Source organism: Paenibacillus chungangensis (assembly GCF_042675905.1).
GTDB classification, from domain to species: domain Bacteria; phylum Bacillota; class Bacilli; order Paenibacillales; family Paenibacillaceae; genus Pristimantibacillus; species Pristimantibacillus chungangensis.
Genome location: NZ_JBHTJZ010000005.1, coordinates 539,077 through 557,993, shown reverse-complemented (window position 1 = coordinate 557,993; position 18,917 = coordinate 539,077). Strand labels below are relative to the sequence as shown.

Annotated in this window: 21 protein-coding genes; 3 read left to right on the top strand and 18 right to left on the bottom strand. The window is 52.5% G+C overall.

Annotation, left to right across the window (positions count from 1 at the left end):
• Positions 1 to 79: 79 nt before the first annotated feature.
• From ACFQ2I_RS05035 to ACFQ2I_RS05015, 5 genes are all read right to left on the bottom strand, one after another.
• Positions 80 to 313 (bottom strand): DUF4227 family protein, encoded by a 234-nt coding sequence (locus ACFQ2I_RS05035; protein WP_377562555.1) that lies wholly within the window; start codon positions 311 to 313, stop codon positions 80 to 82.
• Positions 314 to 391: 78 nt separating this feature from the next.
• Positions 392 to 1,516, bottom strand: coding sequence for an alanine dehydrogenase (gene ald / locus ACFQ2I_RS05030; RefSeq protein WP_377562554.1), 1,125 nt, complete (start codon positions 1,514 to 1,516; stop codon positions 392 to 394).
• Between the two features lie 139 nt (positions 1,517 to 1,655).
• Positions 1,656 to 2,117: a ferric iron uptake transcriptional regulator gene (gene fur / locus ACFQ2I_RS05025; RefSeq protein WP_377562553.1), complete on the bottom strand. Its 462-nt coding sequence runs from the start codon at positions 2,115 to 2,117 to the stop codon at positions 1,656 to 1,658.
• An 84-nt stretch (positions 2,118 to 2,201) separates the two neighbouring features.
• The gene (spoIIM, locus tag ACFQ2I_RS05020) at positions 2,202 to 2,825 is read right to left on the bottom strand and encodes a stage II sporulation protein M (RefSeq protein ID WP_377562552.1); all 624 of its coding nucleotides are present in this window, start codon (positions 2,823 to 2,825) and stop codon (positions 2,202 to 2,204) included.
• Between the two features lie 163 nt (positions 2,826 to 2,988).
• Entirely contained in the window at positions 2,989 to 3,546 is a 558-nt protein-coding gene (locus ACFQ2I_RS05015) for an NUDIX domain-containing protein (protein ID WP_377562551.1), read from the bottom strand.
• Positions 3,547 to 3,640: 94 nt separating this feature from the next.
• Here ACFQ2I_RS05015 and mciZ point away from each other — a divergent pair, with 94 nt between their 5' ends.
• Positions 3,641 to 3,823, top strand: a complete 183-nt coding sequence (gene mciZ, locus ACFQ2I_RS05010) for a Z-ring formation inhibitor MciZ (RefSeq protein WP_377562550.1) — start codon at positions 3,641 to 3,643, stop codon at positions 3,821 to 3,823.
• 19 nt (positions 3,824 to 3,842) lie between these two features.
• Here the strand turns inward: mciZ and ACFQ2I_RS05005 are convergent, their stop codons facing one another.
• The gene (locus ACFQ2I_RS05005) at positions 3,843 to 4,976 is read right to left on the bottom strand and encodes a M20/M25/M40 family metallo-hydrolase (RefSeq protein ID WP_377562549.1); all 1,134 of its coding nucleotides are present in this window, start codon (positions 4,974 to 4,976) and stop codon (positions 3,843 to 3,845) included.
• Between the two features lie 84 nt (positions 4,977 to 5,060).
• On the opposite strand from ACFQ2I_RS05005, the gene prli42 reads away from it, so the two are divergent.
• On the top strand, positions 5,061 to 5,162 hold the full coding sequence (gene prli42 / locus ACFQ2I_RS05000; RefSeq protein WP_377562548.1) for a stressosome-associated protein Prli42: 102 nt from the start codon (positions 5,061 to 5,063) through the stop codon (positions 5,160 to 5,162).
• On the opposite strand, the gene lipB is transcribed toward prli42, so the two are convergent.
• From lipB to ACFQ2I_RS04970, 6 genes are all read right to left on the bottom strand, one after another.
• A complete protein-coding gene (gene lipB / locus ACFQ2I_RS04995; RefSeq protein ID WP_377562981.1) occupies positions 5,145 to 5,855 on the bottom strand; it encodes a lipoyl(octanoyl) transferase LipB in 711 nt (236 codons plus the stop codon). The genes prli42 and lipB overlap by 18 nt on opposite strands.
• 26 nt (positions 5,856 to 5,881) lie before the next feature.
• Positions 5,882 to 7,180, bottom strand: a complete 1,299-nt coding sequence (locus ACFQ2I_RS04990; RefSeq protein WP_377562547.1) for a dihydrolipoamide acetyltransferase family protein — start codon at positions 7,178 to 7,180, stop codon at positions 5,882 to 5,884.
• Between the two features lie 42 nt (positions 7,181 to 7,222).
• Entirely contained in the window at positions 7,223 to 8,206 is a 984-nt protein-coding gene (locus ACFQ2I_RS04985; RefSeq protein ID WP_377562546.1) for an alpha-ketoacid dehydrogenase subunit beta, read from the bottom strand.
• Complete coding sequence (locus ACFQ2I_RS04980; RefSeq protein WP_377562545.1) at positions 8,206 to 9,240, bottom strand: thiamine pyrophosphate-dependent dehydrogenase E1 component subunit alpha; 1,035 nt, start codon at positions 9,238 to 9,240, stop codon at positions 8,206 to 8,208. The genes ACFQ2I_RS04985 and ACFQ2I_RS04980 overlap by 1 nt, the downstream gene beginning before the upstream one ends.
• Positions 9,241 to 9,338: 98 nt before the next feature.
• The gene (gene lpdA, locus ACFQ2I_RS04975) at positions 9,339 to 10,766 is read right to left on the bottom strand and encodes a dihydrolipoyl dehydrogenase (RefSeq protein WP_377562544.1); all 1,428 of its coding nucleotides are present in this window, start codon (positions 10,764 to 10,766) and stop codon (positions 9,339 to 9,341) included.
• Positions 10,767 to 11,235: 469 nt separating this feature from the next.
• Positions 11,236 to 11,850 (bottom strand): histidine phosphatase family protein, encoded by a 615-nt coding sequence (locus ACFQ2I_RS04970; protein ID WP_377562543.1) that lies wholly within the window; start codon positions 11,848 to 11,850, stop codon positions 11,236 to 11,238.
• Between the two features lie 332 nt (positions 11,851 to 12,182).
• Here ACFQ2I_RS04970 and ACFQ2I_RS04965 point away from each other — a divergent pair, with 332 nt between their 5' ends.
• On the top strand, positions 12,183 to 12,476 hold the full coding sequence (locus tag ACFQ2I_RS04965) for a DUF2627 domain-containing protein (RefSeq protein ID WP_377562542.1): 294 nt from the start codon (positions 12,183 to 12,185) through the stop codon (positions 12,474 to 12,476).
• Positions 12,477 to 12,508: 32 nt separating this feature from the next.
• Here the strand turns inward: ACFQ2I_RS04965 and ACFQ2I_RS04960 are convergent, their stop codons facing one another.
• The 6 genes from ACFQ2I_RS04960 to ACFQ2I_RS04935 all read right to left on the bottom strand — a co-directional run bounded on the left by ACFQ2I_RS04960 (position 12,509) and on the right by ACFQ2I_RS04935 (position 18,908).
• Positions 12,509 to 14,086: a VanZ family protein gene (locus ACFQ2I_RS04960; RefSeq protein ID WP_377562541.1), complete on the bottom strand. Its 1,578-nt coding sequence runs from the start codon at positions 14,084 to 14,086 to the stop codon at positions 12,509 to 12,511.
• Positions 14,087 to 14,227: 141 nt separating this feature from the next.
• Positions 14,228 to 15,070: a metallophosphoesterase gene (locus ACFQ2I_RS04955; RefSeq protein WP_377562540.1), complete on the bottom strand. Its 843-nt coding sequence runs from the start codon at positions 15,068 to 15,070 to the stop codon at positions 14,228 to 14,230.
• A gap of 87 nt (positions 15,071 to 15,157) precedes the next feature.
• A complete protein-coding gene (locus ACFQ2I_RS04950; RefSeq protein ID WP_377562539.1) occupies positions 15,158 to 16,126 on the bottom strand; it encodes an ABC transporter ATP-binding protein in 969 nt (322 codons plus the stop codon).
• Positions 16,113 to 17,126, bottom strand: coding sequence for an ABC transporter ATP-binding protein (locus ACFQ2I_RS04945; protein WP_377562538.1), 1,014 nt, complete (start codon positions 17,124 to 17,126; stop codon positions 16,113 to 16,115). Before ACFQ2I_RS04945 ends, ACFQ2I_RS04950 begins: the two co-directional genes overlap by 14 nt.
• A gap of 21 nt (positions 17,127 to 17,147) precedes the next feature.
• Positions 17,148 to 17,903 carry an ABC transporter permease gene (locus tag ACFQ2I_RS04940; protein ID WP_377562978.1) on the bottom strand — a complete coding sequence of 252 codons (756 nt, stop codon included), beginning with the start codon at positions 17,901 to 17,903 and terminating at the stop codon, positions 17,148 to 17,150.
• Positions 17,904 to 17,966: 63 nt separating this feature from the next.
• Positions 17,967 to 18,908 carry an ABC transporter permease gene (locus tag ACFQ2I_RS04935; RefSeq protein ID WP_377562537.1) on the bottom strand — a complete coding sequence of 314 codons (942 nt, stop codon included), beginning with the start codon at positions 18,906 to 18,908 and terminating at the stop codon, positions 17,967 to 17,969.
• Positions 18,909 to 18,917 lie beyond the last annotated feature (9 nt).

Here is an 18,917-nt window from a genome sequence, read left to right as displayed (position 1 = left end):
TCTCGATTATCCATTCAACGGCAAGTTGACAATTCTCCCAAGAAAGATTCAACACTCGACACGGTAATTCCTGCCTGTCTTATTCGCCATACCAATAAAACCATCTCAAACGATCGGCGGCATTGCCGCCCTCAGGAAATTCAGGATCTACGTCGAAAACTTTCATCGCATGACCTTCCGGCTTCTTGTAAGGATGAATGGGCGATACGACTTCAACAAGCCATCTGTAACCTACTGTGACAATGATGAGCAGCATGGAAAACAGGAGCAAGAACAATATTCTCCCGATCCACTTGCGAATCGATACGATCATACATCCATCACCCCCCTTAAGGTTGTCCCTACCACCTTATGCCTAGAGAGATGCAATTAGTCCTAAATCCAATATCTATTACGGGATCGTACTCAACCACTGCTCCGGAGGCGAATAGGCATACCCTGTCGCGAGCGCCACACCTTCGTTCGTCACTTGACCTCCTATCGTATTGACTCCCTTCAGAAGTGGCGTGTGCTTCCTTACCGCCGCCGCCCCTTCATTCGCGAGCTGAAGGGCATAAGGCATCGTGACATTCGTCAATGCGAACGTGGATGTACGTGGCACAGCACCAGGAATATTAGCCACAGCATAGTGGATTACGCCATGCTTCACGTAGACCGGATCCTTGTGCGTCGTCGGACGATCGACCGTGGCGATCGATCCGCCTTGATCGACGGCTACGTCAACGATAACTGCCCCCTTCTTCATCTGCATGACCATATCCTCGGTCACCAAATGTGGAGCTCTCGAGCCCGGAATCAGGACAGCCCCAATAACGAGATCGGCTGCCCTGACCGCCTCGGCGATATGATAAGGGCTGGACATCAACGTGCGTATGCGCCCCGCGAACACATCGTCCAGGTAACGCATGCGATCCGTACTCTTCTCCAGAAGAACGACATTTGCTCCCATGCCAAGTGCGATTCGCGCCGCATTCGTACCGACGATTCCGCCTCCGATGACAACAACCTCGGCCGGAGGCACACCGGGCACACCGCCTAACAATACGCCTCGACCACCATTGAAGGCTTCCAGGAATTGAGCGCCCACTTGAACTGCCATCCGTCCGGCTACTTCGCTCATCGGCGTAAGCAGGGGCAAGCTGCCGTTATCGAGTTGAATCGTCTCATACGCGATACCGGTAACTCCGGCATCGATAAGCGCTTTCGTCAGCTCTGGGGCAGCCGCCAGATGAAGATAGGTGAACAGTAACAGACCCTTTCGGAAGTAGCCGAATTCCTCCTGGAGAGGCTCTTTCACCTTCATCACCATATCGCTCCTCGCCCACACCTCCTCCGCCTCCGAAGCAATGAGCGCACCTTCCCGCATATAATCATCGTCCGGGAACCCGCTGCCCTCGCCTGCTCTGCGCTCCACAATTACTTCATGCCCTGCCGCGCGCAGCAACGTGACTCCTGCTGGCGTGATAGCAACCCGATATTCACTTTGCTTGATCTCCTTCGGAATGCCAATATTCATCTCATCTCCTCCTTCGAATACTTCTAAGCGATACCATCTCCAGCTAGTAGTTATATTATGTAATGGGAGCTGGCGAAGCGATAAAAAAGCAAAAACGATTACGCCTCCTCCAAAAAATAAGGGGAAAGCATAACCGTTTCTAATGGGAAACCGATTCGTCGCTATTCTTCCGGCAATGGCGGCATATACCCTGAAAATCCAGCCTGTGATCCGAAACAAAAAATTGAAATTCCTTCTCCAGACGCTCCTCCAAAGAAAGCAGCCAGTCGTCCTTGATCTCTTCCATAGAGCCGCATTGCACACAAATCAAATGATGATGATGATGCTTGCTGCTGTCCGTACGAAGGTCGTATCTTGCCACTCCGTCCCCGAAGTTCATCTTCTCGACAACGCTAATCTCGCTCAGTAGCTCCAGCGTCCGATAGACGGTAGCAAGGCCAATATCCGGCGCCTTCTCCTTCACCAGCATGAACACATCCTCGGCGCTCAGATGATCCTCTTCGTTCTCCAGCAATACGCGAACCGTTGCCTCTCGCTGCGGAGTCAGTTTGTAGCCTTTGGACTGCAGCTGTTCTTTAATACTCTCAATACGGGACTCCATGACTTCCCCCCTACGATCCATAACCCAGTGAGCATTATTTTATCATTATATGAGCTGGAATGGGAGAAAGTCAAACGATTAATGTCAAATTATGCCGTCTGCAGAGGACAGGAAACCGGATGCCCACTGGATGAGAGATGGCGCCAAATATGCTTCGAAAAGCGCAGCTCCCGCGAACAGCAAAAACATCAATACCGCTGTCAAGGAATAGCCTCCCAACTGCGGCGGCAACGCCCCCTCCTGGCGAAGTAGACGATTCTTCACAACAAACATTGCAAAGCTGATCGCAGCTGCGCTAACGACGATCATCGCAGGAATAACGATCATATTATGAGGCATGACGGCTACAAGCGAGAAGGCTAGTCCTCTCCACGCATACTGGAGCACGAAGGTGCCGATCGTAAACCCGACCACGACGCCCTTCAGAAAGTTCAATGCCAAAACGGCTGGTATACCGACGACCGTAATGCCCAGCGCATAGACCAGAAAAAGCCATTTCAGATGGAAAAGCAGTCGACTCCAAAAATAGTCGGATTGCTCAAGGTCAAGACCGTTGCCGCTGTTCAATAGTTGTAGATAACGGCTGATCTCCCCGGCTAGATCTTGCTGCTGCTCCAGAGTCAACGTATGAACTAGCAGCACACCGAATACGGCCCCTGCCAGAAAGAGAACTGTGACAAAGACGTATAAGTTATAATGATATTTCACGGCCGTTCCTGCTCCTCTCCGTCTGTCTACAGAGCTCTGCCTCTAACCGATCCTCTAATCGAAATCAGGGATTCGCACATGGAGAGCTTGTCTATACAGCTTATGAGAGGAGCAGTGCGTGTATGACTTTCCTTACCCTCGCTTAACGATTAAAGCTGCGATCTCAGAAGGAGCCGGTTGCCACATACAGCTTCCAGGCATACACCGCCAGAATCGTCTTGGCATCGCTAATCCGGCCTTCCGCCATGTACGCTTCGGCTTGTTCCAACGTAATGGCTTCCACCAGCAGATCCTCATCCTCATCTGGATTAGCCTCTCCCGCCTCAAGCTCCGTCGCCACATACAAATACAGCTTCTCATCGGCAAAGCCCGGAGAGGTGTAAAATGCACGCAACAGCTTCAGCGATTTCGCACGGTATCCCGTCTCTTCTTCGAGCTCTCTTGCCGCCGCTTCCATGGGATCTTCATTCGCATCCAGCTTGCCGGCCGGAATCTCGATCTGATTCCGCTCCAACGGCTTGCGGAACTGCTCCACCACCAGCAGCTTGCCGTCCAGCAACGCCATAACGGCAGCGGCCCCGGGGTGCTTCACAAGCTCGCGCTTCGCGCTCTTCCCATCCGGCAGCGCCACGGTATCCACCTGCAACGAGATCATATGACCTTGAAAAATTTGTTCTGACTGGATCGTCTTCTCTTGCCAGATTTCCCGCTTCTTGTCCATTCCACTCTCTCCCTCGTCGTTATTCGGATCACAAGCACATAACTTGTCCCCCTGGCGCATAACTATGAACAAAACAGCACAAGGGGGATTCATCATGAAACAATATGTAACCGACAAGCACATTCGCCTCATCGGAAAAGGCTGGGAAGTTCGCCGGCAGCTGGCCGCCTTTATGGACATTGCAGGCAATGATACGCTGCTCCGGTTCACTTGCCTGCGAACGCCGGTCGTCGCGGCGATTGGCCGTCCGGCCGATATGGGCATCCGGAACGAATAATGCCCGGACAGCCAACGCCTTAAGAACGCTCAGCCGCCAGCTTCACGATTTCTACGACCAGCCGACTCGCTTTCACCAGATCGTCCACTTTGATCTGTTCCTTCGTTGTATGAATATGCTCATAGCCAACAGCAAGATTGACGGTCGGGATGCCGAATCCGTTGAAAATGTTGGCGTCACTTCCGCCGCCGGAGTGAAACGTGCTTGGCGTAAGTCCCATCGCCCGTATCGCTTCCTGAGCAAGCGCCACAACATCATCGCTCTCCTCGTACTTGAAAGCAGGGTAAATCACGTCGCTATGGAACTTGGCCTTCGCTCCGCATTCACTGGCGGCGCTTTCCACCGCTTCACGCATCGCTTCCACCTGCCGCTTCAGCTTCTCATCATCAATGCTTCTCGCTTCGGCGTCCAGCTTCACATAATCGCATACAATATTCGTCGCTCCTCCGCCCTGGAATTTGCCGATATTGGCCGTCGTCTCCTCGTCAATTCTGCCTAACGGCATTTTCGAGATGGCCTTCGCCGCCACCTGGATCGCACTAATACCATCTTCCGGATTAACGCCTGCGTGAGCCGATTTGCCATACATCTCGATCGTAACCTTCGCTTGTGTCGGAGCCGCGACGGCAATATCGCCGATATTGCCGTTGGAATCCAGCGCATAACCGAACTTCGCGTTCATGAGCGATGCATCCAGCGATCTGGCTCCCAACAATCCCGACTCTTCTCCTACCGTAATGACGAACTGGACCGGTCCGTGCTTGATGTCCTGCTCCTTCAGCACCTTGATCGCTTCCAAGAGCGCAGCGATGCCCGCCTTGTCGTCCGCACCCAATATCGTCGTGCCGTCGCTCCGGATGTACCCGTCTTCGTCCAGCTGGGGCTTGATGCCGACGCCTGGTGTTACTGTATCCATATGGCACGTGAAATAAATAGGGGGCGCAACCGAGGCTTCAGACGTCGCTTCCAGGCTGGCGAACAGGTTGTTCGCACCGTGTCCTGTTTTCTCCGCCGCATCGTCTTCCTTCAACGACAAACCCAATGAAGAAAATTTATCTTTCAGCACCCGGCTGATTTCGCCTTCGTTGCCTGTCTCGCTATCCACTCGCACCAACTCCATGAATTCCTCAACCAATCTTTCTCTTTCAATCATGACTGTTTCCTCCGTTCGTATATTGGTTTACAATAGGACATATATCGTCGAGCATCATGGCTCATATGGAAGGAGATCTGTCCCGTGCGTCAACAGAAGCTGATTCGGCTCATCGCCATCATCGTCGCAGCAGCGCTGCTAATTACAACACTGCTGGCAGGAGCAAGCTCATTTTTCCTGTTCTAGTAGCTTGCATTGGAACTGCCCGGCGAAGTGGGGAAGCAGCCCATGGGCAGCTTCCTCTACGGTTAGCGACAGGCCTGTCAATGCGTTAAAGGATGTGACGCCGTACTGCTCTATGCCGCAGGGAATAATGCCGCTGAACCCTTCCGATGCAATACCCTCAGCAATGTTAAGAGCGAATCCGTGGCTTGTAATGAACCCTTTTCTATTCCGGGCTCTATTGAACTTCACCCCGATCGCCGCAATCTTCTCATCTCCGACCCATACCCCTGTATATTCAGGCTTTCTACCCGCTTTTATACCATGCTCCGCCAGCCAGTCTATGATGGACTGCTCCAGACTGCGCAAGTACGCGTGCAAATCCAGACCTACCGTGTCCAGATAGAGCAGTGGATAACCTACCAGTTGGCCTGGCCCGTGATAAGTAATGTCGCCTCCGCGATCAATTTGGAACAGCGAGATTCCCTTCTCTTTCAGCTGTTCTTCGTTCAGCAGCAAGTGTTCAGGATGGCGGTCGGTCCCCATCGTATACGTTGGGGAATGCTGAAGAAGGAGCAGCGTCTCCGCGCGCTCCCCCTGATCAATTTGCTTCACGTATTTCTTCTGAAGCTCCCATCCCTCGGCATAATCCACCATACTGCCGATATACCGAGCCTCCAGCACCCTCTCCGGCCCGCCATGACAAGTATTCTTCATCATGGTTGTCCCCTTCTTCAGTTGTATTAATATAACTTGCTGTCCATGTTATAGCTTTCCAGGTTGTCCTTCACCCGCTGCAGGAAGCGTCCGCAGATGACGCCATCCAGAATACGGTGATCCAGCGACAGACATAGATTCGCCATGGAACGAACGGCAATCATGTCATCGATGACGACTGGCCGCTTGACGATAGATTCGAATGTCAGTATCGCTGCCTGCGGATAATTAATAATGGGGTAAGACAAGATGGAGCCGAACGAGCCTGTATTGTTCACAGTGAATGTTCCGCCTTGCATATCGGACAACGTTAACTTGCCTTCACGCGTCTTGCGCGCCAGCTCGTCGATTTCTTTTGCGATACCCGCTACGTTTTTGAGATCGGCATTTTTGATGACAGGCGTCAGAACGGAATCCTCTGTACCGACCGCCAGCGATATGTTAATGTCCCGCTTGACGATGATCTTATCGACCGCCCATGTAGCATTCATAATAGGATAATCCTTGATCGCATTGACGACAGCCTTGATCAGGAAAGCCAGATACGTCAGATTGATGCCTTCACGCTTCATGAATTCGTCCTTCAGATTGTTGCGAAGCATGACAATATTGGTGACGTCCACTTCGATCATGGTCCAGGCATGAGGAATTTCGCTCACGCTCTGACGCATATTGCGCGCGATATTATTGCGTATCGGCGTAACATCGATGAATGTCTCGCCCCGGCCCGGTGTGCTAGAGCTCTCCATTTCTATTTTCGGAATGCGAGGTGTCTCCGACAGATGAATGCCGGAGGAGCGCACTTGCACACCACGATCGCGATCCTGTGCGGGGGGAGCTGACTTGTGAGCGCCGGAAGCGACATAAGCCAGAATATCCTGTCGTGTAATACGTCCGCCAAGCCCGGTGCCTGTTAGATCCGACAAACGTACGCCGTGCTCCGCAGCCAACTTCTGAACGGCAGGGGAATATCGGTTGCGCATCGATCCGTTCTCCTCCTCTACGGCCGCTGGCGGTGCCGCATGTCCGGCAATGGCAGGCTGCTGCGCTATGCTTGCATCCGCTTCATCGCGAGCGGATTCTTCCGTCTCGATAAGGCCAATCGCCGTACCGACTTCTACCGTCTCCCCACTTCCGACCAATATTTTCTTCAATGTTCCTGATACGGTCGATGGCAGTTCCGCATTCACTTTATCGGTCAACACTTCACACACCGGCTCGTACATCTCCACCCTATCTCCGGGCTGCTTCAGCCATTTGTCGATTGTGGCCGACACCTGCGATTCAGCCAGCTGCGGCAACAGAATTTCGATTATTTTACTCATTTCTTTCAGCTCCCATCCGGTTCAAGCGAATCCATCCTTGCCCTAATATATCGCCAATTGTCGCATTGCTTCTTTCACCTTGTCCTGATTCAACAAGAAGAATTTCTCGCCCGGCGGATTGATCGGCATGGCTGGGACATCGGGTCCGCACAGACGCATAATGGGCGCGTCCAGCTCATACAGCAGTTCCTCGGCGATAATTGCCGCTACTTCGGCGCCTACGCCTCCTGTCTTGTTGTCTTCATGGACGATCAGTACCTTACCGGTTTTCCTTACGGCCTCCAATATCGCTACTTTGTCCAGCGGCTGCAGCGTGCGAAGATCAAGAATATGAGTGCTGATGCCCTCCTGAGCAAGCTCTTCTGCCGCGCCCTCGACGAAGCGAAGCGGGAGACTATAGCCAATAACGGTAATGTCCTCTCCTTCACGAAGCAAGTTAGCTTGACCGATCGGCACAATGTAATCGTCCTCCGGCACATCTCCATTCACAAGCTTATAGCTCTTCTTGTTCTCGAAGTAGATGACGGGATCGTCATCGCGAATCGCCGCCTTAAGCAGCCCCTTCGCGTCGTACGGACGGTATGGAGCCACAATCTTCAAGCCAGGCGTTCCGAAGAAGACGGACTCGGGACATTGCGAATGATACAGTCCGCCGAATACGCCGCCTCCGATCGGCGCTCTGATGACGATTGGACAGGTCCAATCGTTATTGGACCGATACCTGATCTTGGCGGCCTCGCTAATAATCTGATTCGTTGCGGGGAACATGAAGTCAGAATATTGCATCTCCGCGATCGGCTTCATGCCGTACATTGCCGCGCCGATCGCCACGCCCGCTATCGCCGACTCCGCAAGCGGCGTATCCAGCGCACGCATCTCACCGAACTGTTCGAACAACCCCTTTGTCGTTGTGAAGACGCCGCCCTTTACACCGACATCCTCTCCCAGCACGAATACATCCTCGTCTCGTTCCATCTCTTCCTTCATCGCCAGGCGGATTGCATCAATATAATCCATTTTCGCCATTATGATTGCCTCCCTGCATTGACATCGTCACCGTATACATGCAGCAAGACCGATTCCGGCGTCGGGAATGGAGCTTTCTCAGCGTATACTGTCGCTTCGTCAAGCTGGCTTCGAATGCCTGCTCTCAGCTGCGCTTCCTTCTCGTCGTCCCATAATCCGCAATTGACCAGATAGCTTTGGAGGATGGGAATGCCGTCTTTCGCACGATTCTCTTCCACTTCCTCCTTCGTCCGATATACCAGATCGTTGTCAGATGTGGAATGTGGTGAGAGGCGGTACATCATCGCCTCGATTAATGTAGGACCTTCTCCGGCGATAGCGCGCTCACGCGCTTCCTTGACGACTCGGAATACCTCCAGCGCATCGTTGCCATCCACTTGTTCCCCATGGAAGCCATAGCCGAGCGCGCGATCGGCTACCTTGCCGGCAATTTGCTTATGTACCGGAACGGAGATCGCGTATTGATTGTTCTCGCACATGAGAATGACTGGAAGCTTATGTACGCCAGCGAAGTTGCATCCCTCATGGAAGTCGCCCTGATTGCTGGAGCCTTCCCCGAACGTGACGAATGATACATGTTTCTTCCCCTTCATCTTAGCTGCCAACGCGATTCCGACCGCGTGCGGCACCTGCGTCGTCACCGGGCTCGAACCCGTCACGATACGGAGCCGTTTGCAGCCGAAGTGCCCCGGCATTTGACGGCCGCCGCTATTGGGGTCTTCTTCCTTGGCGAACGCCGACAGGAACAGCTCCTTGAGCGTCATTCCGACGGACAATACGAATCCATAATCTCGGTAATAAGGCAGGAAGTAATCCTGATCGCGATCCAGCGCGAATGCCGCAGCCACCTGCGCGACTTCCTGGCCAACCCCCGATACGTGAAAATTTATTTTGCCTGCGCGCTGAAGGAGCAGCATCCGCTCGTCGTACATACGCGCCGTTACCATCCATGTATACATCTCGACAACCTGTTCATCGCTAAGCCCAAGCTCCGGATGACGAATATGTTGCCGCTCGGAAGACAATAGAGACATGTGGCATTCCTCCTAATATTGTCTGTAATTGTAACCTGGTACTAGTACCACGTCATCCTTCATTATAACCCCTATCCCGCAAAAAAGAAAATGTCTGTTTAATAGCTAATGGATTTCCCCTCAACCGCAAGCATCGCCTCACCGATTGCCTCTGATAGCGTCGGATGTGGATGAATCATGGAGCCGACTTCCCATGGCGTGGCATTCAACCAACTGGAGAGCACCGCCTCTGAGATCAGATCTGTCGCATGCGCACCGATGATATGAGCGCCCAGAATATCTCCGCTTGTAAGGTCGGCAATGACCTTCACGAACCCTTCGGACTCCCCCAGCACAATAGCTTTCCCGATCGCCTGGAATGGAATCTTGCCGATGCGCACATCGTGTCCCGCCCTCCTGGCTGCTTCCTCGGTCAACCCGTAGGAAGCGATCTCGGGACTGCTGTATATGCAGCGAGGGATAAGGTGATCGGGAACAAGCACGGGTTGCTCGCCGCACAGATGATCGACGGCCACAATGCCAGCATGAGCAGCCGCATGCGCTAGTTGCATGCCCCCCGTCACGTCGCCGATGGCATAAATATGCGGCTCATTCGACTGGCCGAACGCATTGACGACAATGGCTCCTTTGTCGATGCGAACGTCCGTATTCTCTAATCCGATTCCTTCCCCGTTCGGTTGGCGCCCGACGGACAACAGCAGCTTCTCTCCCCCCAATACGACATCTCCGTCCGGGGTGCTTGCCGCAATCGATATACCCTCTTCACCAGCTGTATAAGTCTCCGTCTTCAGTTGAACGCTCGTCAGGACGCGAACACCGCGACGGCGAAGCGCCTTGGCAATCTCAGTTGAAATCTCAGCATCCTCACCGGGAAGCAGCCTTGCGCCTGCTTCCACGAGTGTAACGGCAACGCCGAAGTCCTGAAGCATGGAAGCCCACTCCACACCGATCACACCGCCACCAACGATAAGGATGGATTGCGGCAGTTGCTCCATAGCGAGCGCGTGATCGCTGTTAAGCGCGTAACGGCCGTCTGCCTCCAGCCCTGGGAGTGAGCGAGGAGTGGAGCCCGTGGCAATGATCAAGTTGTCGCATACGACAGATTCCATCTCGCCGCTAGCCAGCTCCACGGCGAGCGAGCCGCTCTTCGGCGAGAAGATGGAAGGTCCGATGACCCTTCCAGCGCCATTGATCAGCACAATACCGTGCCGCTTCATCAAGCCTTGTAGTCCACGGTGAAGACTATCGACTGCTTGCCCCTTGCGAGATTGCACTTTGTCGAACGCCAGACTGACCGCTCCGTTCTGCACCGCAATCCCGTAGTCTGCTGCCTGCATCAGTGTTCTGTATACCTCCGCGCTGCGCAGCAGCGACTTGCTGGGAATGCATCCCTTATGCAGACAAGTGCCGCCCAGCTTGTCCTTCTCTACGATTGCCACCGTCTTGCCCGCTTGCGCCGCACGTATCGCTGCCGTATATCCGCCAGGTCCACCGCCAAGTATCGCTATATCTACATGAATTGCCATTATCGTCGCCTCCGTTATCTTTCCATACAATATATGCCTGTTCGCACCTTGTTCATACATGTCCGCATGGGCTTGCTATGTAATGCCCGCCTCCCAGGAGACCTCTCTATCATTGTACCTGTTTTTTCTATTGATTTCACTTCCGGCTAGTAAAATGATGACACTTCCTAAGGAAACATTAGGATAGGCCGGATCAGTGATCGGATCAAAAACAGTTGTTTCCGAGCAACACGAATGATTGCATGACCTATCGTCCCAACCTTTTGCGGATTAAGCGAGAATACGATTGTGGCAAGATTGTGGTGATTGCTGATAAAAGGATGTCGACGGGGGATAATATTTGGTATACACTCTCTGCTGGGGATGGTTATGTAAAGTTAACGACACAGGCGTACATAAAGCTGTTCTTGCATGCACAATTGCAAGGAAGAGAAGGACTTCAGCATATTGCGGACGATGTTGAAATTTGTCAGCTTGACCAGTTAATTTTCTGCATTTCCCCAAAATAATTGACCATCGTTTCATCTTCTCTAAAACTGAGCCAACAAAATGTCGTATTATTTTGTCTAAAACGACTCGGCTTGCGATAGTCCATCCCCAAAGTAGAGAGCAAGAGGAAGCTATTAAAACCACCATGCGCAAATAAAGCTACTCGTTTGCCACTGTATTTCGCCAATAATTGCTCCACCACCTGTTTTGTCCGAATCATCGCATGTTCGCCAGTTTCTTCCCCTAAATAAAACCAGCCCTCTTCATCAACTTTTTCATGAAAGCAAATTTCCGGATAATTATTCAGAAGATATTCCTTTGTATGACCTCGATGTGAGGGATGACTCCGTACCTCATGGGTATTTAACCATACATTAATCGGTAAGTTTAATTCATTCGCTAATGGCTGAGCTGTCGTAATCGCACGAATAAGAGGGCTTGAAATAATACAATCAATCCCACTGTTCTTGAGACATTCCTTAGCGAATTGTGCTTGCTCCATCCCTAGTTTAGTTAACGGACTGTCGGGTACGTCTACGTCATCCGGGAACGTGTTTCCAACCGATTGACCATGTCGAATAACAATTAAGTCCATCATTGCCCTCCCATAATCATATCTACATGCTTGGTGTTTCATCAGGATGCGCCGTTCCGCATCATTTCTTCGTAGACAGATCCGGCTCCCTCCTGGCTCCAGCTTTTATATCTTAATGATTAAATTAATTACAGTTTAACAAACCTTCAATAAACATGTAAATAGATTTTTTGAATTTCAACTGTTAAACACGCTCAGCATGGCCAAAGCTGCAATAGGTCAAGCACCTGTTTTTCCTATCGATTTCACTTCCGTCATACAAAATGATGACACTTCCTTCACGAAAGGTTATGATAGTAAAAGTACGACCATAGCAACAAGGAGCTCATATTATGAAATTATTGATCGCACGATTCATCGCTGTTCTTTTCCTGGTCATCCCTGGCGTGCTTGCCTGCTTCGGTTTTTTGAAAATGAAAGATGCACTGTTTATTTACTTCTCCGACTTCGGCAATGACGCCGTGCAGCCGCAATTCGACTGGTTGACATTTCTTCTTGGCCTTGTCATGTTTGTCGCTGGCGCCGGCTTTATCGGCGGGTGGATTTTTTTCCGAGACCGCAAGCGTAACTACGTTGCACCAAGATTCAAAAAGAAGCGCCCTCGTCCGCCTAAGCCTCAGGCCTAGCGTCGATGACGCTTCTTTTTTTCATTGAAAGGTTAGTCCTTCCCTTCCTTTTCCCGTTTCTCAAGTAAAGCTACTTTCGCGCGAAGACGTTCCACTTCCCGCTCCACCTCTTCGCTGGTAATATTCGACCGCGGAAGCTCGTCCAGTTCCGGAACCATCTCTCCCAACGTGTATGTCTTCCTTCCCGTCTCATGCGATGGCTGCTGCTCTTCATGCTCATACGGCACCGCTTCAACCGCAGGCTCGCTCTGCTGTTCAGATTGCTCCGTGAGCTTGGAACGCGGCGATTGGGATGCTTCCCCAACGGACGAATGAACAACTTCCACATCCTTCCTCTGGGCCAGCAGGGCTGAGGTGATCACGGATGGCTGATCCGACTCCTCTTCCTGTCGGCCAATGACTGAAGCCTCCATCTTATGTTCCGCTTCTGTTCGTGCCTCTCTCTCTCCCTCCGTAACGACGTTGCGTGTACCGCTAAGACGTTCATAGAAGAGAAGCTTGTCCCCTTTCACCATACTGATAATTACATGCACGAATATTCCCAATATCAGCAGAAACTGCAGGAACAAGATCCCGATCGACGCCTGCATCGTAATTTCGCCGAATTGGGCTATCATGTTCATCACATCCAGTAGGCCATAAACGAAATATAGCAAGCCATAACGCTTCAGAAGACCTCTCCACGTCACATGCCTCGCATCGCTCTGTCTGACATCTTCCACAATATGAATACGTGTGATCCACTTGCCCAGCGTTCTCCCGCCGCACACTGCGGGAATTAGCACGAAGTACAAGAGCATTGCCAGACCGGCGGACAGAAGCCGAGAGGCGGATGCGTCCAAGGTGCCGCTTGTCAACTGGTACGTAAGCAATGTCGCTCCCGATAGCAGCAGGCTCATAATTGCCGTGACGATCGTCATGACGAACAGATCGATTGCGAACGCAATGCTCCTTCTAATAAAACCGACTCTGAGCTCTGATAGATTAACCTTCTCGTCCAGCTTCTCCGAACGAGGCAGGAAGGTATAGACAATCGGCGCGATAAGAAAGCCGATGATGCCGCCTGTCGTATTCAGCATAAGATCATCGACATCGAACAAGCGGTACGGGCATGTGTATATACCGTATAGTCCTGTCACTTGCGTCAATTCGAAGAACAGAGAAACGCCCAGCGATAAGAACAACGTTGCTCTAAAGCTACAGCGGAAGTAATAACGTAAATAGATGCCAAGCGGAATGGTCAGCACCATATTAAACAGCACCTGGAGGAACGAACGCTCCTTCAGCAATTGGGTGTAAGAGGAGAAGCTATTCCATGCAAAACTGGTCTCCCTGCCAATATCGCTTACGAATGTGAAGGGTTGCCACTGCATATACGACCAGAAGGATCCATAGGCCTCGCAATTATCCAGCAGCTTAGGCAAGGGCAGAATGACCAGGTAATAAGCTGTAATCGCATAAAGCAGCAGCGAGTAAAGAATCGTCGACCTTAGCTTGTTCACGTAGCCGTATTTGCGGTATTGCACGATAAGGAACGGCACAGTCAACGCTAGAGCAAGGAATGGAAATGTAATGATAGCTTGTTTAATCGGAAACAGATAGGCGTTCATTCTCTATGTTCAACCTCTCCTAAGGATTGCGCTCACAAAAGTATACCACAATTCGACACCTAGACATGTGACAATGATGTAAGGATTAGCCAACTGCCGCCAAAAAAGAACAGCCCGTATCGGGCTGCTCTCCATCTTTCTTTATAGCATAATCGTCTGAAGCGCCGCTTCCACTTCCGCCACAGCGTCAGCGCCGCATCTCCATTCCCTTACATAACCCAGACATGTATTCATATATTCTGTCCTGCCGATCATTATACGCTTGCGGTAATGCACATGTCCCGAGACGGCATAGCGCACGGAATCGTCATACGCCTCAATCAACTCGCCGTACTTCTCACTGCCCAGAAAGGCGTTGAAATAGCGCCATTCCTCATTCGGCAGCGGCACTGTGAATTCCCGATGAGTCAGCGTATGCGTCACGACAATCACTTGACGGTTCTTGACCGACTCTAGCTGCGCTTTCAACCTGTCATAGAAGAAGTCGCTGACCTCGCGATCGCTGTGTCCCCAGCGAACATACAGTTTATCTTTCCATACTCTCTCGTCTTTCGTCCGCTCCCGGAATTGCTCTTCGGAGAAGGATGAATCGCCGAACGAGTAGTCATACCAGCCGGCATCGCCGACGACCGCCCAGTCCGAGCCGATCAAGTATGGACCGTTGCCCAGATTATGGGGATAGGCTAACAATTCCTGATAAGGGTCTACGCCTATGCCGTCATCCGAACCGGACTCTGCACCTTCCCCATCCTTCTGCCACAGATCATGATTGCCTGGAACGAACAGGCACGGGATGCCGCTGTCCCGCTCCAGCCGCGTCAATGTATCCAGCGTGCTGGTATAATGATTGGACACATCGCCTGCAATAATCATCAGCTCCAGCTTCCGCTTCCTGATCACGCTGCACAGCGCATCTTCGACTGAAGGCGAGCACTGGCCGTTATTCAAGTCAACATGCAGATCGGATAGAACGCCAATGTTCAACCTCAATCACTCTCCCTTGGTATGGCTATGCTGTTCAATTAGCTCTTCTACGCTTCATGCTCGAGACACGTCTCGTGTTAACGGTCATTAGGTCAGGATACAACTTACTAGCCGACCTTCGCCAGCCTCGCGGAGCACTGGTGCCTGCTCCTTGCACGCAGACGTCGCATGGCGGCAGCGCGTATGGAACGTACAGCCGGAAGGCGGATGAATCGGGCTTGGCACCTCGCCTTCCAGCACGATGCGTTCCCGCTTCTGAGACGGCATGTCGGCGGGGATCGCCGACAGCAGAGCCTGCGTATAGGGATGCTGCGGCTGGCGGAATAGCTCTGCGGCTGGCGCAATCTCGACGACCCGTCCCAGATACATGACGGCAATACGATCACTAATGAGCTGTACGACATTCATATCATGCGACACGAACAACGTCGTCAGCGAGAAGCGCTTCTGCATATCCTGCAGCAGATTGACAATCTGCGCCTGCACCGATACGTCCAGTGCGGATACCGGCTCGTCTGCAACGATGAAGCGAGGCTTCAGCATCAAGGCGCGAGCTATCCCGATCCTCTGCCTCTGTCCGCCGCTCAGTTCGTTGGGATAACGGGCGGCATAGCTCTCATCCAGACCAACGAGTTCCAGCATATCCCGGGCCGCTCGCAACCGCTCCTCAGCAGAGCCTTCTCGATGAATACGGAGCGGCTCCTGCAGAATGCTGCCGATCCGATGACGCGGATTCAAGGAGGAATAAGGATCCTGGAAGACAACCCCAATCTCCTTGCGCAGCTGCTTCGCCGACTTGCTGGCATGATTGTGAATACTTCTTCCGTCGTAGACAATCTCCCCAGCTGAAGGAGCAATCAGATTGGCCAGCATGTCGCCTGTCGTAGACTTGCCGCAGCCGCTCTCTCCCACAAGCCCGAGCGTCTCCCCTGGATAGATGCGGAAGGATACATCGTTCACGGCATGGACGTATTGGCTTGCGCCCCACTTCCCGCTCCCGGAGGGGTAACGTTTCGTCAGTCCTCTCACTTCAATCAGGGCATCACGCGTAGGCAACCTGCAGCTCCTCCCTTCTGCGTTCCACCAGAAGGCAGCGCACTTCATGTCCCTTGCCTGCCGGCAGGAGCAGCGATTCCCCGCTGCCGCATGCCGATGCGGCGGATGCGCAGCGTTCGCGGAATGAGCATCCGCTATCGCGTTCGCCGGGTGCGGGCACCTTGCCGGGAATCGTGGCTAACGGGCTTCCTTTGCGGTCGGGCCGCGGCCGAGCGTTCATCAGCGCGACCGTATAGGGATGCCTCGGAGAAGCGAATAGCTGTTCCACTGTTCCGATTTCCACGATCTCACCCGCATACATAACAGCGACGCGATCGCACATCTCCGCAATGACACCCAGATCATGCGAGATCAGGATCATTGCTGTGCCTTCCGTCTCATTCAGCCGCTTCATTAACTCCAATATTTGTGCCTGTACCGTCACATCCAGCGCAGTCGTCGGTTCATCGGCGATGAGCAGCTTTGGCGAGCAGGCAAGCGCCATGGCGATCATGACGCGCTGCCTCATGCCGCCCGACAAGCGATGCGGATATTCGTCAAGCAGCTGCCTCGCTCTCGCCATGCCAACCTTCTGCAGCATAGCTGAGGCATGCGCTCTCGCCTCGCGGCGTGATAGCCCCAGATGAAGCCGAATGCCTTCGGTCAGTTGCTCTCCAATGGTCAACACAGGATTTAGCGAAGATAACGGGTCCTGGAAGATCATGGCCATCTCGCGACCGCGAACGGATTCCCATCCCTCCTCCTTCATCGACGTCAATTCCTTGCCGCGGAAAGAGATGGTACCGCCGCTAATAGCCGTGCCCCGGGGAAGCAGTCCCATAATGGACAAGGCCGTCATGCTCTTCCCGCAGCCGGACTCCCCAACGATGCCGAGCTTCTCGCCATGCCGGACGGACAAGCTGACATTCTCCAGCACCCGGCGAGTCTTTCTTCCTTTTCTGTCACCGATATCTACATGCAATTGATTGATCTCCAATAACGATGCATCACTTGTATACATCTCTATTCCTCCCTCGTGCCCTTATCCTCTCGGGTCCCGCTTGTCGCGCATGCCATCGGCAAGCAGATTGAAGCCGAGTACCGTCATCGTAATCATAATTCCTGGTGCTAACGTGTACCACGGCGCTCTGGACATATGACTTTGCGCTTCATTCAGCATGCGGCCCCAGCTGGGGTCGGGCGGTTGAATGCCAAGACCGAGATAGCTCAGACCCGCTTCCGCCAATATCGCACCGGAGAAGCTGAGCGAAGCCGCTACAATAACCGGCGACATGATATTGGGGAAGATATGTCTGAACATAATCGACAGATGGCTTGCGCCAATGGAACGGGCCGCCTTGACGTACGGCAGCTCCCGGCATTGCACGAAGCCGCTTCGCACGATACGGGACATGCCGGGTATCGCCATCACCCCAATCGCGATGATCGTATTGGTCAGGTTAGGCTGGAAGACGGCGATCAGCATGAGCGCGAGCAGGATACCGGGAAGGGCCATCATCGCATCCATAATTCGCATCAGCGCTTCATCTGCCCAGCCGCCCATGTAGCCTGCTGCAGCGCCTATGACAATTCCTCCGGACAGACCGATGCCTACGGCAAGAAATCCGACATAGAACGCCGTTCGGGAGCCTTGCAGAATTCGGCTTAATATATCTCTTCCGAAGTTGTCCGTTCCAAGGAGATGACTCCAGCTTGGCGACAGGAACTTGTCCTTCGCATTCATCGCGTTGGGATCATAAGGTGTATAAAACAGGCTGACAATTGCCATCATGAGCATGATGATGACAATTGCTATGCCTAATGGCAAAGTTACGCGATCAGCTCGAATCAACAGGGACACCTACTTTAATGAAATTCTTGGGTCAAGCAGTCGATACAATATATCCACGGTGAAGTTGATTACAATGACAATAAGCGCTGTGAACAATACAAGCCCTTGCACAAGTGGGAAGTCGCGCGCGCCAATGGACGAGATCAGCAATCGACCCATACCGGGCAACGCATAAATCTGTTCCACGATCAGACTGCCGCCAAGCACATCAGCAAATAGCAACCCCATCACGGTAATGACAGGGATAAGCGCGTTTTTCAGCACATGCTTGTAAATAACGATCGACTTCCTCAATCCTTTGCTGTAACCCGTACGTACATAATCCAGTTCCAACTGCTCAATCAATGTCGTTCGCAAATATCGAACCACGACCGCGATTTGCGGAATCGATACGGCTAGTGCGGGCAAAAACAAGGAACGCAGCGCACCAAGGGGATCTTCCGACCACGGTATATACCCGCTGGTAGGGAATAGCTTCAGCATAAGTCCGAACAACAAGACGAGCAGAATGCCCATCCAGAAAGATGGAACGGCCATGCCTAGCTGCGTGAGTGACGAGATGATCAAATCCAGCAGCTTACCCCTTGCCCTCGCGGCCGCTATCCCGAGCGGTACGGCAATCACTGCCGTCATCAGCATGGAAAGCACAGCGATCGATAAAGTAACCGGCAGTCTATTCCATATCAGCTCGCTGACAGGTCGGGCGAATTTCAACGATTCGCCCAGATTTCCTGTCGCCGCTCCTTTCATCCATTTGGTGAATTGCTCCAGTAGCGGCTTATCCGTGCCCAGCTTCGCTTCAAGCGCGGCAATCTGATGTTCGTCCGCATTCATGCCGAGAATCGTCAACGCCGGATTCCCTGGAATGATGCGGAAGACGATGAACGTCAGCATCATCACAAGCAGTAAGGTAACGATAAGGGACACTGAGCGTCTCCATAAGTAATGCATTGGCAATCT